Raw genomic sequence first — 12,600 nt, forward strand, 5'->3', positions numbered from 1 at the left:
TGATGAGCCTACAATGCGCTCTGTTTCTTTGTCGTTTCAGTCGTGCAGCTCGGACGTGAATCATTGTCCTGCGTCGTTGCTCGCGTGTCTCGCCGAGCTCCTGACGCCGGTGTTCGGGTGTCGTGCGTGAGAGTCGCTGGTGCTCCGGGCAGCGAGCGCGCCTGCGTTCGCCGGGGCATCGATGACATCGGGGTGTCAGCCGGGCAGTCGTCGCGTCGTCCGCGCTGGCCCGCCGGCTTCATCCTCTTCGGCGCCCTCGGTCACCTCCGCATCGACGTCGATGACCTGCCACGACGCCGGTTGCCCGCGGGACGCGCCAGCGCGCCCCTCGGCGCGCTCACCGAACGGTCCGCCGCCCAGGTCGATGACCCTCATGCTGAAGAACGCGCCGTCGCCGGGGCCGCCAACGCCGACGCCGGCGGCGCTCGCCGCGGCCACCCGCCGCTCGAACCGCTCCCGCACCACCGCCGCGACGCGGCGGCGCACCGGCGGGAGCAGGAGCAGGAGCCCTGCCACGTCGGTCAGCACCCCCGGCGTGACGAGCAGGGCCGCCCCGAGGAGCACAAGGAGCCCTCCCGTGAGCCCCTCGTCCGGGACGCGCCCCGCGGCCATCGCGCCGCGCCACGAGGCGAGCACCTTGAGCCCCTCGCGCTTCGCGAGCGCTGCGCCGAGGACCGCCGTCCCGAGCGCGATCGCCACGGTGGGCCAGAAGCCGATGACGTCGCCGATCGACAGGAGGAGCCAGAGCTCCAGGATCGGGAGCGCCGTGAAGAGCAGGATGAGCTTGCCCATGACCCCCGTCGTCTAGCGCCCCCGGCCGCGCCGCGCACGCGTGAGGCCGCCCGCCGCCGGCGTCGCTGCCGAGCGCCGTGCGCCGTCATCACGCGCCGGGCCGCGCCGCGCCATCATCGGCCGCCGCTGAGTCCCGCGAGGCCGGCTGTTCCAGGCTCCGCCCTGGTTCCTGCGCCGGAGTACCGGCCGCGGTGAGAGTGCGCTAAGAGCGCTTGCCCCGGAGAAATCCATGACGACTGTCCCCGTGGAGCAGGAAAAGGTGGAGGCGTGTCGCGCGTTTGCCGCCGACATCGCCGACGAGGTGCAGCGCTTCATCGACCGCCACACAACGGTCGGCGTCGAGCGCACCGTCGCCCGCGCCTACGGCGTGATCGGCGCCGACGCCGAGGGGACGCCGCTCGTGAACGCGCTGGTCGATCGCATCCACAGGGCGGGGCAAGCCGGCCGCGGCGTCGCGTACCACCTCGGCCGGGCGCTCTGCGAGGGCGCCGGCTCGGTGCAGGAGGCCGCGGAGATGCTGGCGTTCAGCGAGGCGGCCGACCTCGGCCCGGGGCCCTCCGCGGCCGAGGCGCGCGGCGCGCTCGAGGCCGCGACGCGGGAGGCGATCGCCCGGATCGACAGGGCCCGCGACGAGCGCGAGGCCACCAAGGCGGCGCACCGGGTCGGCGTCGCGCCGCTCAAGTACGTCATCGTCGCGACGGGCAACATCTACGACGACGCCGTGCAGGCCAAGGCCGCCGGGTTCGCCGGCGCCGACATCGTCGCCGTGATCCGCGCGACCGCCCAGTCGCTCCTCGACTACGTCCCGGAGGGGCCGACCACCGAGGGATACGGCGGCACGTACGCGACCCAGGAGAACTTCAGGATCATCCGCCGCGCCACCGACGAGGCGACCCGCGACACCGGCACCTACCTCGCGCAGACGAACTACTCGTCCGGTCTCTGCATGAGCGAGATCGCCTGGATGGCGGCGGTGGAGCGGCTCGACATGCTGCTCAACGACGCGATGTACGGGATCCTGTTCCGCGACATCAACATGCAGCGGACGTTCATCGATCAGTATTTCTCCCGCAGGATCATCGCGAGGAGCGGCATCGTCATCAACACGGGAGAGGACAACTACCTCACGACCGCCGACGCGGTCGAGAAGGCCCATACGGTGCTCGCGTCGCAGTTCATCAACGAGGCGTTCGCGCGGCGCGCGGGCCTCCGCGAGGAGCAGATGGGCCTCGGCCACGCCTTCGAGATCGACCCCTGGCTCGAGGACAGCCTCCTCTTCGAGCTCGCCCAGGCCCAGCTCGTCCGGCAGATCTTCGACCGGCACCCGATCAAGTGGATGCCGCCCACCAAGTTCAAGACAGGCGACATCTTCCACAGCCACGTCCACGACGCGATGTTCAACCTGGTCGGGATCACGACCGGCCAGTCGATCGAGCTGCTCGGGATGTTCAGCGAGGCGGTCCACACACCGCTCCTCATGGACCGGTATCTCTCGCTGAAGAGCGCCCGCTACATCTTCACGGCGGCGCGGCACCTCGGCGACGAGATCCAGTGGAAGCCGGGCGGCATCGTCGAGCGGCGCGCCCGCGAGGTCCTCGACAAGGCGCACGAGCTGCTGCGGGAGGTCGAGCAGGAGACCGTCTGGGACGCCATCGGGCGCGGCGCGTTCGGCGACGTCAAGCGCACGCGCACCGGGGGGAAGGGGTACTCGGGGGTCGTCGCGCGCCACCCCGAGTACCTGAACCCGATCCTCGAGGTCCTGGAGCGGTCGTAGCCCCGGCCTGCTGCGCCGTCCCGGTCGGGGGCCCTTCGGCCTTCGGGCTTCGGGCGCGCCGCGAAGGACGGGATTCCCGGGACAACTCTCCTGGAGGGCCGGAGCGTCAGCGCGCCGGAAGACATTCTTCCTGACTTGGCATCTTCTGTGCGCCGAAGCATGGCTGAAGCGTGGAAGCGTGGAACCATGGAAGACGCGCGCTCTCGCCCCCTCGATCGCGCTGGCCGCGCGGCGCCGCATGGCGATACTGTCAACGATGGATGGGCTCTTCCGGCCCCCTGGTTGTAGACAGAGGTGAGCATGACACTGCGAAACATCCTGCGTGCGTATGGCGACCGAGAGGGGGACGGGATGGTCCAGATGTCGTTCACGCTCCGCGTCCTGCCGGGCGACCGCGCGCGCGAGGCGGCGAAGCGCTTTGCCGAGTCGCACGGCCTGCGCGAGCCGCTGGTCACGGCGATGGAGCAGGCCAGCCGGGAGCACACGTATTTCGTCGTTTACGGGCACTCCCAGCACGGGGTCGACCTCTCGGACATCGAGGTCCAGGAGCTCGCGGCCCAGCCGCTCACGCGGGACGACATCGAGGCGCAGGCGAAGAAGCTCGGCCGGAAGATCGTGGTCGTCGGGGCGTGTACCGGCAGCGACGCGCACACGGTCGGCATCGACGCGATCCTGAACTACAAGGGGTTTGCCGGCGAGAAGGGGCTCGAGAGCTTCAAGTGCTTCGACGCCCACAACCTCGGCGCGCAGGTCGAGAACGCCGAGCTCTGCGAGAAGGCCAAGGCGCTCGGCGCGGACGCGATCCTGGTCTCGCAGGTGATCACCCAGCGGAACTGCCACAAGGAGAACGCGGCGGCGCTCGTCGACCTGGCGACGCGCCAGGGCTTCCGGGACAAGGTGATCCTGCTGCTCGGCGGCCCGCGCATCGATCACAACCTGGCCGTCGAGCTCGGCTTCGACGCTGGCTTCGGCCCGGGCACCAAGCCGATCACCGTGGCCTCGTTCCTGATCGAGCGCCTCGTGGGCCGGGCGTAGCCGGTCAGGCGACGAGCAGGTGGTAGGCGGCCGAGAGCTCGGCGAACCGCGCGGTGCGCTGGGCGCCGTCGCCGGCGTGCGCGGCGGCGCGGTCGGGGTGCATGGACGCGGCCAGGCGGCGGAATGCGCGGCGGATCTCGGCCTCGGTCGCGCCCTCGCGCAGACCCAGCACATCGAGCGCCCGGCGGCGCGGCTCGTCCGCCCGAGCGGCGCGCGGCGGCGCGCCCGCCGGCCCGCTGTGCGCGGCGCGCGCCGACGAGCCGGCGCGCCGCTGCCGATCCCGCGCGCGCGGGCGGCCGTGGAGGAAGTCGCTCGGCGGGAGCGGGCCTGTCTGCCGCAGCGACCCGGCGAGGGGCCTCGCCGTGTGGAAGCAGATGGTCGCCTCCTCGATGCTGAACAGCGCCTCGATGCGCGCGCGGAGCTGGATCCGGAGCGCGCGGTCGACCGCGGTCGCCGGGATGAGCCCCGCCGCCACGAGCACCTCGCCGGTCCGGCGCCCCCGGTGCGCGGCGACGAGCGCGGCGAGCCGCTGGATCGACGGCTCGGGCGCGGAGCCCTCCTTCGCGAGGATCTCGCCGAGGCGGGGCACCCGGAGCGGCGTCTCGACGGCCGTGACGAGGCCGGAGAAGAGCTGGATCCGGTGCTGGCGGCCCGGCACCGTCGAGCCGCTCGGCGTCCGGAGCTCGCAGAGCTCCAGGAGCCCGGTGGTCTTCTCGCGGTGCAGCGCGCCGAGCAGGTCTCCCAGGGTCGACGTGGAAAGGCGGCTGGGCAGTTGCATCGAAGGCGGCGTTATCACTGCCGCGCTCGATCGGCCAAGGAAGCGGCGCGGGCGCTCGGGCGCCCGGCCGTCACCCTCGCCGGACGGGCCCGCTCGCGCGCACCGTCGCTCGGCTGTCGCTCGGCCTTCGCTCGATTGCGTTGCGCGCGCCGGCGCGCACGAATGTGTGCCCGGGCCGAGGCCCGCCGTGCGAAGCTCCGCGCGAAAACGGCACGGCGCACCGCGCCGGCGCGCGGATCAGGAGGAATCTGCGATGGGCTTGCTCGACGGAAAGGTCGCGATCATCACGGGAGCCGGCGGCGGGATCGGCCGCGAGGAAGCGCTGCTCTTCGCCCGGGAGGGCGCGAAGGTCGTCATCAACGACCTCGGCGGGACGCGCGACGGGTCGGGCTCGAGCGACGCGATGGCGGCGCAGGTCGCGGAGGAGATCAAGGCCGCGGGCGGGCAGGCCGCGCCGAGCTTCGACAGCGTGGCGACCCCCGAGGGCGCGGCGAAGATCGTGAAGACCGCCGTCGATGCGTTCGGCCGGGTCGACATCCTGGTGAACAACGCGGGGATCGTCCGCGACAAGACGCTCCTCAAGATGGATGAGGGCATGTGGGACGCCGTCATCGCCGTTCACCTGAAGGGGACGTTCCTTTGCACGCAGGCCGCTGCGAAGCAGATGGTCGCGCAGGGCGGGGGAGGGCGGATCGTCAACACCACGAGCGTCTCCGGGATGATCGGCAACTTCGGGCAGGCCAACTACGCGGCTGCCAAGGCCGGCATCTACGGCCTCACCCGCACCGCCGCGATCGAGCTGCAGAAGCAACGGATCACCGTCAACGCGATCGCGCCCATCGCCAAGACGCGGTTGACGGAGGATCTGCCCATGTTCCAATCGGCGGGTGACACGCTCACGCCGGCGCACGTGGCGCCTGCGGCGCTGTTCCTCGCGTCCGACCTGTGCGCCGACAAGACCGGCAACGTCCTCGCCGTCGCCGGTGCACAGATGTACATTTACAAGGTCGTCCAGAGCCCCGGGAAGTTCAAGGACGAGGGCGGCGTCTGGACGGCGCAGGAGATCGCGGATCACTGGGACGCGATCATCAAGCTCTGATCGTGGCGCCGGCGCGACGGCGCAGGGCGCCTCGCCGAGGGCGGGCGCGGCCGGGGCGCCGGCGCGCCCGCCCGGGGCTGCTTCCCGCGGATCGCGTCGCACGCGCGGCGCGGCGCGGACGATGCGGCTGCGCGCGAGCCGACCGTTGCTGCGCTGATCCCTGGATGCTAGGTTCGAACCGCTTCCGGGGTACGTTTGGCGCATCGGCGCACTGTTCGAGCAGGTCGTTCACGCGGAGTCTGGAGGTGCCACCGGTGACCGTCTTTCGCTGCTGTTACGCCTGCGCCATGTCGCGCGGTGCGGCCTCTGCAGCGCGGAGGCGTTGAGCGCCGTGTCGCGTGACGCCCACATCCCGCTCGCCCTGTGGATCTGCGCGGCGATCGTGGCGCACATGGCGGGCGGCGGCGGCGCCGTCGAGGTGGCGCAGGTCATCGAGGATCGCGCGCAGCTCCGCCAGATGGTCCACGCGGTGAGGGATGGCCTCCGGCCGGGCGACACGACGTTCGAGATCCTGACCGACGGCGCTGCGCTCACGCCGCCCCCCGCCCCGCTCGCGCCGCCCGAGCTGCCGTCGGACAGCGAGCCGGACAAGGACGCGACGCCCGATCCGCAGCAGCCGAAGCCCGAGCCGACCAAGGCGGCGACGATCCCGCCGCGGAAGCCGCCGAAGGCCGAGCCGCCGCGCCAGGCGAAGGCGCCTCCGCCCGCGCCGCCAAAGCCTGAGCCGCCCAAGGAAGAGGTGGCCAAGATCGTACCGGTCCAGCCGGCGCCGCCGCCGCCGCTGCCGCCGGCGGATCAGCGGATCGCCGTCCGGCAGCACGTCCAGAAGGACCAGCAGGACAACCCCGAGGCGAACCGGATCGCGGACGACGCCAACAAGGTCGACGAGGAGACCATGGCGCAGATCCGCTCGAAGGATCAGGACGATCCCGAGCCGACGCCCGGGACGCCGTCGGGGCCGAAGGCGCCGACGGACAGGGTCGGCGACAGCGACCACGATCACAGCGGCCACAGCGAGGAGCGCGCCGGCAACGAGAAGCACGCGCCGGGCGAGGGGAACCCAGAGAGCGAGAGCGCGGAGCACCACAGCCCGGCGTCGCCGGCGCAGGCAGCGCAGGCCTCCCGGGCGGCGCCCCCCCCGAGCGTGCCGGGCGCGAGCGGCGGCGCTCGCGTCGCGCAGGTCTCTCCCGCGCTTCCGCCGCCGGAGAAGGGCGCCGCGGGCGGCTCCGGCCCGGCGTCGCCCGAGGTGATCGACGGCGCGCGCGGCGGCTATACCCTCAATCCGGCGAACCCGGGCGGCGACGGCAAGAGCCGTGTGGCCGGCAAGAAGGCGACGCCGCAGCCCTACCAGAGCCCGGTCCGTGTCGGCTCGATCGGCCTCGGCGCGCCGGGGCTCCCCGGCGGGCCCAACCTCAACCTGGACATGGCCGGCGTGCAGGCGGCCGTCGGCAACGAGAAGCTCAGGGCGGAGCGGGCCTCGGACGGCGCCTCCCGCAGGAGCGCGCACCGGGGCTCGTGGGAGACGACGGACAAGTGGAAGAAATGGCGTGCCGCGATCGAGAACTACGACCCCTCGGTCAAGCCCGGCAACCAGACCTCGCTCAACGCCGCGCGGGTGCCGTTCGCGACGTACATCAACATGATCCACAACCGGCTCCACCCGATCTTCGCGGAGGAGTTCCTGGCGTCGCTCGAGAGCTTGCCCTCCGGGCACGCGTTCAACCAGAACCGGGTCACGCACGTGGAGATCGTCCTGAACAAGGACAGCGGCAGCGTCGTGCGCCTCGGCGTCACGAGGCCGAGCGGGATGACGGCCTTCGACATCGTCGCGCTGAACTCGGTGCACCGCGCGTCGCCCTTCGGCAAGGCGCCGGACGCGATCGTGTCGCCGGACGGCAACGTGTACTTGCACTGGGAGTTCCACCGGGATCCGTACGACGCGTGCTCGACCCGCAACGCCCGCCCGTTCCTGCTGAAGGCGCCCTCCGGCGCCGCCCCGATCGAGCCGGCGCCTGTGCGCAAGGGGCCGCGGCCCGTCCCGGGCGACGAGGGGGCGCCAGCGCCGCCAGGCCCGCTGCTTCCGCTCAGGCGTTAGGTCCCGGCTCTGCACCGGGACCGCGGCGATGTATCCTCCGCGTCATGCCGAAGGATTCCGACGAGGCCGTTCGAGTGACCAACGCGCGCATCGAGGCGGCGCTCGCGGATTCCCCGGCGTTCACCCGAGTCGAGCCGCAGTTCTACGTCGTTCGCCAGGGGACAGCGTACGTCTACCTTCATGTCCTTCCCTGGGCGCCCGATCGCGCGCTCGTGCGGCTCGTCGCGCAGCTCGCCCGCGGCGTCGAGATGACGCCGGACCTCGCGATGAAGCTGCTCCGCCTGAACGCGCGCATCCGCTTCGGCGCCTTCGGTTACGTCGCGCAGGGCTCGTGTGTGGTCATCGTCCACACGCTCCTCGGCGGCGAGACGCTCGACGCCGACGAGATCCTTGTCGCCCTCCGGGATCTGTCCGTGCTCGCGGACGAGTACGACGATCGCATCGTCGAGGAGGCCGGCGGCCAGCGGATGCAGGACCTGATCGACGCCTCGGCGACCGCCGCGGTCTTCACGGATCTCGAAGCCCCCCGCGCCTGGGACAAGGGCTGAGCGACGGGCGCTGTTCTTCATGCTCCTCACCATCGATCTCCCACCCGAAGGCCCTCCTCCCTCCGCCGCGCCGGACACCGCTGCCTCGCCCCGTCGCGAGGAGGGCGGCGAGCCTCCGCCCGCCGAGCGCCGGTCCTCTGCCGCCGGGCGGCCTCCGCTCGCCGGCCTGCCTGTGCTCGCGCTCATCCGGCCGCTCGCCGTCCTCGCCCTGCTCGCGATGATCCTCGGCCGCATGGTCGCGCCGGCGATGGTCGGCCTGGCGGTGGGCATCGAGCGCGCTGTCCACACGATCGAGCTCGCCGGCGCCGGCGCCTCGCAGCTCTTCGCGATCGGCGCCATCGTCGTCGCGATGGCGCTGATCAGCGCGGTCGTGCGGAGCCGCGTCCCGTACGCGCTGCGGATCGGCGCGATCGTCGCGGGCAGCTTCGTCATCCTGGTCGTGCTGCACGCGACCGTGCAGCGCGTGCCCGATCTGTCCGCCGCGCTCATCGGCGTGAGCGCCGCGATCCTCGCGCTCGGCAGCGCGTGGGAGGCGCTCCGCGTCCCGTTCGTGCGGCCGGTCGCGGCCGCGCTCGGGCTCATCGGCGCCTCCGCGCTCGTGCGGCTCGCCGGCGTCCTCCTGGCCGTCTGGGCGAACGACCGCGGCTCGAAGGCGCTCGCCGGCGCCACGAGCTCTGTCGCGACCGCCGCGTTCGCGCTCGATGCGCTGGCCGTCCTCGCGGCGACGGTCGCGCTCGGCGCGGGCCGCGAGGCGCGGCCGCGTGACGCCGAGCCGCCGCCGCCGCGCCTCGTGAGCCCGCTCTCGCTGGTGGCGCTTGCGTCAGCGCTGTTCGCCACGCGGGCGGCGCTCGCGGGCGCCGCCGACGACGCATCGATGGTCGAGGCGCTCTTCCGCCGCGCGCTCGACCGGCTGCTCACCCGCCCCGCTCCGGTCGTGCCGCTCTCGATCCAGCTCTTCGTCGCCGCCCTGTCGGTGGTGGTCGTCGCGCTCGCGCTCGTCGCCCCGCCGCGGCTGCCGGCGCTGGGCGGCGCGCTCGCGCTGCTGCTCGTCGCGGGCAGCGCCCCGGAGGTGCCGCTCGGCGCGCTGTCGCTGGTGATCGCCGCCCTCTGCATCGCGCTCGCGGCCCGCGACGAGCGCGGCCTCTGGGCGGCCATGCTCGCGAACGAGCGCGAGCGCACCTCGAGCTCGCTCCCGGGCGCCGGGAAACCGGACATCACCGGCGGCGCGTCAGGTTGACGCGAGCGACGACACTCGTTAAGCACGCCCTCGCTGTGCGGAAGAACAGCGCGCGGCATTCCACCCGCTGCTCGCCAGAAGGACGCGGTGGGAGCCGCCGCCCGGTCCAGACGGTCCCTCCTTAAAAGGCCAGATCAGGCGCGGAGGGGCGCGAACCAGGCTCGCGTGGCGCGCCGCGGGCGCGGGAGAGTCCTCATGCATCGTCGCGATCTCGCCTCGCTCTCTGCTCTCGCGCTCACCGCGCTGGCGCTCGCAGGGTGCCCCGAGGAGCCCTCGAGGCCCAGCGGCGGTACGGCCGCGACCGCCACCACGGCGGCGCCCCCCGTGGCCTCGGCCGAGAAGCCCGCCGCGGCTCCGCAGGGGTCTGAAGCGCCGACGGCCACGGCGCAGGAGGCCGCCCCGGCGGCCCCCGCGGGCAAGGGGATCATCAAGGGGGTCGTCAAGTTCACCGGCAAGCCGGTCGAGATGAAGGTCCCCACCGCGCGCAAGGACGCCCCGGTCTGCCAGGACAAAGATGTCCTGTACAACGCTGTTGTCGTCAACGATGGCAAGCTCAAGGACACCTTCGTCCGCATCGCGGTCGGAGGCGTGCCGGGCAGCTGGAAGGCGCCCGACGCGCACGCGGTTGTCGACCAGCAGGACTGCATGTATGTGCCGCGCATCCAGGGCGTGGTCTCCGAGCAGCAGGTCGACATCAAGAACAGCGACAGGACGCTGCACAACGTGCACACCTACAAGGGCTCTGAGACGCTGTTCAACCAGGCGCAGCCGGGGGGCGCCGCGCCGCTGACGAAGGCGTGGAAGGACGGCATCATCAAGCTCACCTGCGACGTCCACCCGTGGATGCGCGGCTTTGTCGTGGTGACGGATCACCCCTTCTTCGCCGTGAGCGGCGATGACGGCTCGTTCACGATCGAGAAGGTCCCTGCCGGCAAGTACAAGCTCGATGCGTGGCACCCGCACCATGGCCTGAAGACGGCCGACGTCACGGTCGCGGACGACAAGCCCGCCCAGGTCACGTTCACGTACGCTGGCACCGAGCCTGAGCCGGCGGAAAACAAGGACGAGCTCAAGGGCCTTTGGTGAGATCCATGGCAGCGCCTGCAGCAGGCGTCGCCCCGCCCCGGGCCGCCCGGCTGGCGGCGAGCGGCGCGGTGGAGCGACCTTTCCAGGCTCACTCGACGCGCAAAGAACGGATGAGCACGCCACGACGGTTGCCGCAAGGCGACTCGTGCCCTAAAGGGAGGCAGGCGACAACTGACGAACTCGACTCCCCGAGCCGTGTTGTGCGCGCTAGTCTCCCGGCCCCGATGCTGTTTTCTCCCGCCTCCCGCGCTCCGGTGATGACGTCGTTTTTCAGTGTAGCTGTCCCGAGACCAGGGATCTTCGGAGATGTCGCGCGAGCGCGCGGCGCGGGCGCCGGGCACAGCAGCGAGGTGCGCGCGTGACCATGAGCGTCGAGCCGGCCGCCGAGCGCGCCCCGGTCCCTTACGTTCGCCAGGCCGAGCCATCCGAGGGCGGCGGCTGTGCGGTCCCCACCAGCGCGCGCCCGCTGCTCAAGGGAGCGGCCGATCTCGTGAGCCTCACCAAGCCGCGCATCACGAGGATGGTGGTCGCGACGATGCTCGGCGGCATGTGGGTCGCGAGCCGTTATCTCCGCGCCGGACTGGCGGGAGAGGCCGCGATCGAGCGCGCGGCGGTGCCGCCGGCGCAGCTTGCGCTGGCGTTGCTGGGGACGGCGCTCGTCGTGTCCGGCGCCAACGCGCTCAACATGTACATCGAGCGCGACACCGATCTGCTGATGGCGCGGACGCGGAGCCGCCCCTTGCCGGCGCGGCGGCTTTCGCCGGAGCTGGCGCTCTGGTTCGGGATCGCGCTCTCGGCCGCCTCGATTCCGGTGCTGTTTCTCGGGGTGAACGCGATCACGGGCGTGCTCGCCGCGGTGGCGCTGCTCAGCTACGTCCTCGTCTATACCCCGCTCAAGCGCAGGACGACGCTGTCGCTGCCGATCGGGGCGATCCCCGGCGCCATCCCGCCTTTGCTCGGGTGGACGAGCGTCACAGGGCAGATCGACGCGCCCGGCTTCCTGCTCTTCGCTGTCATGTTCCTCTGGCAGATCCCGCATTTCCTCGCGATTTCGCTCTTCCGTCAGGACGAGTACCAGCGCGCGGGGCTCAAGGTGCTGCCGCTCGAGAAGGGCGATCTCACGACACGGCGCCACATCGTCGGGTACCTGGCGCTGCTCGTGCTGTCCTCGGTGCTGTTCGTCCCGCTCGGCGTGGCGGGCCCTGTTTACCTCGGCGCCGCGATCCTCCTCGGCGGGGCGTTCTTCGGGCTCGGCGTCTACGGTCTCCGCGCGGGCACCGGCGCTCGCTGGGCGCGTCAGGTCTTCTTCGCCTCCATGGTCTACCTGGTGCTCCTCTTCGCTGCGCTGATGATCGGCGCCTGAGCGGCGCCTCGTCGCCTTGACTCACTGGCGACAGGCCCTTAAGCGTCACCGGATGGTCTCAACGGAGCCCACGCGCCACACGAACGGCGCTCTGTCGCCTGCGGAGCCGACCGACCAATCACTTCCGTCCGACCGCGGCGACGCGGGGAGGCCTCGGCGTGGCGGGCTCGTGGGCACGCCGGTGTTCTGGGCCGCGCTCCTCGCGCTGGTCGGGCTCGTGGCGCTCATCACCATCGGGATCGCCGGGCGCGCGCTCCACGGCCAGGCCGCGGAGACGCCCGCGATCCGCATCCCTCTGCCCGCCTTCGAGCTCACGGATCAGCGGGGCGCGCGGTTCGGGCTGGAGCAGCTCCGGGGCCGCGTGTGGATCGCGGACTTCATCTTCACGACCTGCCCGACCGTCTGTCCCAAGCTCACGCAGCGCATGAGCGAGATCGAGCGCCGAGGCCGCGATCTCGGTGACGCGCTCCACCTCGTGACATTCACCGTCGATCCGGAGAACGACACCCCGGCGGTGCTCGCAGCCTACGCGGCGTCGCAGCGGCTCCCGCTCGAGCGCTGGACGTTCCTGACAGGCCCCCTCGATCAGATAGAGTCGACGGTCCTCGACGGCTTCAAGATCGCCATGGGCAAGAAGGAGTCGAGCCCTGGCCTCTTCAGCATCTTCCATGGCGAGCGCCTCGTGCTGGTCGACCAGCAGGGCGTGATCCGCGGCTACTACGAGGCGAACGACGACGGGATCGACGCGGTCCTGCGCGACGCGGGCGCCCTCGTGAAGTCGAGGTGACCCGCT

General features: G+C 71.9%; 11 protein-coding genes. 9 read left to right on the top strand and 2 right to left on the bottom strand.

Annotation, left to right across the window (positions count from 1 at the left end; all coding sequences use genetic code 11):
* Positions 1-195: 195 nt before the first annotated feature.
* Positions 196-792 (bottom strand): FxsA family protein, encoded by a 597-nt coding sequence (locus WMF46_RS15670; RefSeq protein WP_437986346.1) that lies wholly within the window; start codon positions 790-792, stop codon positions 196-198.
* 229 nt (positions 793-1,021) lie between these two features.
* On the opposite strand from WMF46_RS15670, the gene WMF46_RS15675 reads away from it, so the two are divergent.
* Together WMF46_RS15675 and WMF46_RS15680 are read left to right on the top strand one after the other, a co-directional pair.
* Positions 1,022-2,566 carry a lysine 5,6-aminomutase subunit alpha gene (locus WMF46_RS15675; RefSeq protein ID WP_437986347.1) on the top strand — a complete coding sequence of 515 codons (1,545 nt, stop codon included), beginning with the start codon at positions 1,022-1,024 and terminating at the stop codon, positions 2,564-2,566.
* Between the two features lie 300 nt (positions 2,567-2,866).
* The gene (locus tag WMF46_RS15680) at positions 2,867-3,601 is read left to right on the top strand and encodes an OAM dimerization domain-containing protein (RefSeq protein ID WP_437746375.1); all 735 of its coding nucleotides are present in this window, start codon (positions 2,867-2,869) and stop codon (positions 3,599-3,601) included.
* Between the two features lie 4 nt (positions 3,602-3,605).
* Here the strand turns inward: WMF46_RS15680 and WMF46_RS15685 are convergent, their stop codons facing one another.
* Positions 3,606-4,379: a J domain-containing protein gene (locus tag WMF46_RS15685; RefSeq protein ID WP_437986348.1), complete on the bottom strand. Its 774-nt coding sequence runs from the start codon at positions 4,377-4,379 to the stop codon at positions 3,606-3,608.
* A gap of 253 nt (positions 4,380-4,632) precedes the next feature.
* On the opposite strand from WMF46_RS15685, the gene WMF46_RS15690 reads away from it, so the two are divergent.
* From WMF46_RS15690 to WMF46_RS15720, 7 genes are all read left to right on the top strand, one after another.
* On the top strand, positions 4,633-5,478 hold the full coding sequence (locus WMF46_RS15690; protein ID WP_437986349.1) for an SDR family NAD(P)-dependent oxidoreductase: 846 nt from the start codon (positions 4,633-4,635) through the stop codon (positions 5,476-5,478).
* Positions 5,479-5,809: 331 nt separating this feature from the next.
* Positions 5,810-7,573, top strand: coding sequence for a hypothetical protein (locus WMF46_RS15695; RefSeq protein ID WP_437986350.1), 1,764 nt, complete (start codon positions 5,810-5,812; stop codon positions 7,571-7,573).
* A 44-nt stretch (positions 7,574-7,617) separates the two neighbouring features.
* Positions 7,618-8,121: a T3SS (YopN, CesT) and YbjN peptide-binding chaperone 1 gene (locus WMF46_RS15700; protein ID WP_012235526.1), complete on the top strand. Its 504-nt coding sequence runs from the start codon at positions 7,618-7,620 to the stop codon at positions 8,119-8,121.
* A gap of 19 nt (positions 8,122-8,140) precedes the next feature.
* Entirely contained in the window at positions 8,141-9,358 is a 1,218-nt protein-coding gene (locus WMF46_RS15705) for a hypothetical protein (RefSeq protein WP_437552755.1), read from the top strand.
* A gap of 195 nt (positions 9,359-9,553) precedes the next feature.
* Entirely contained in the window at positions 9,554-10,444 is an 891-nt protein-coding gene (locus WMF46_RS15710; RefSeq protein ID WP_437986351.1) for a carboxypeptidase regulatory-like domain-containing protein, read from the top strand.
* Positions 10,445-10,808: 364 nt separating this feature from the next.
* Complete coding sequence (gene cyoE / locus WMF46_RS15715; RefSeq protein WP_437552757.1) at positions 10,809-11,807, top strand: heme o synthase; 999 nt, start codon at positions 10,809-10,811, stop codon at positions 11,805-11,807.
* A gap of 52 nt (positions 11,808-11,859) precedes the next feature.
* A complete protein-coding gene (locus tag WMF46_RS15720; protein ID WP_437986352.1) occupies positions 11,860-12,594 on the top strand; it encodes an SCO family protein in 735 nt (244 codons plus the stop codon).
* The last annotated feature ends 6 nt before the right edge of the window (positions 12,595-12,600 follow it).

The organism is Sorangium sp. So ce117 (assembly GCF_051524395.1).
Classification (GTDB): domain Bacteria; phylum Myxococcota_A; class Polyangia; order Polyangiales; family Polyangiaceae; genus Sorangium; species Sorangium cellulosum_B.

Excerpts from the sequence above, each read along its gene's own strand:
- WMF46_RS15670 (WP_437986346.1), bottom strand. The coding sequence starts at position 792 with ATGGGCAAGCTCATCCTGCTCTTCACGGCGCTCCCGATCCTGGAGCTC.
- WMF46_RS15675 (WP_437986347.1), top strand. The coding sequence starts at position 1,022 with ATGACGACTGTCCCCGTGGAGCAGGAAAAGGTGGAGGCGTGTCGCGCG.
- WMF46_RS15680 (WP_437746375.1), top strand. The coding sequence starts at position 2,867 with ATGACACTGCGAAACATCCTGCGTGCGTATGGCGACCGAGAGGGGGAC.
- WMF46_RS15685 (WP_437986348.1), bottom strand. The coding sequence starts at position 4,379 with ATGCAACTGCCCAGCCGCCTTTCCACGTCGACCCTGGGAGACCTGCTC.
- WMF46_RS15690 (WP_437986349.1), top strand. The coding sequence starts at position 4,633 with ATGGGCTTGCTCGACGGAAAGGTCGCGATCATCACGGGAGCCGGCGGC.
- WMF46_RS15700 (WP_012235526.1), top strand. The coding sequence starts at position 7,618 with ATGCCGAAGGATTCCGACGAGGCCGTTCGAGTGACCAACGCGCGCATC.
- WMF46_RS15705 (WP_437552755.1), top strand. The coding sequence starts at position 8,141 with ATGCTCCTCACCATCGATCTCCCACCCGAAGGCCCTCCTCCCTCCGCC.
- WMF46_RS15710 (WP_437986351.1), top strand. The coding sequence starts at position 9,554 with ATGCATCGTCGCGATCTCGCCTCGCTCTCTGCTCTCGCGCTCACCGCG.
- cyoE (WP_437552757.1), top strand. The coding sequence starts at position 10,809 with ATGAGCGTCGAGCCGGCCGCCGAGCGCGCCCCGGTCCCTTACGTTCGC.
- WMF46_RS15720 (WP_437986352.1), top strand. The coding sequence starts at position 11,860 with ATGGTCTCAACGGAGCCCACGCGCCACACGAACGGCGCTCTGTCGCCT.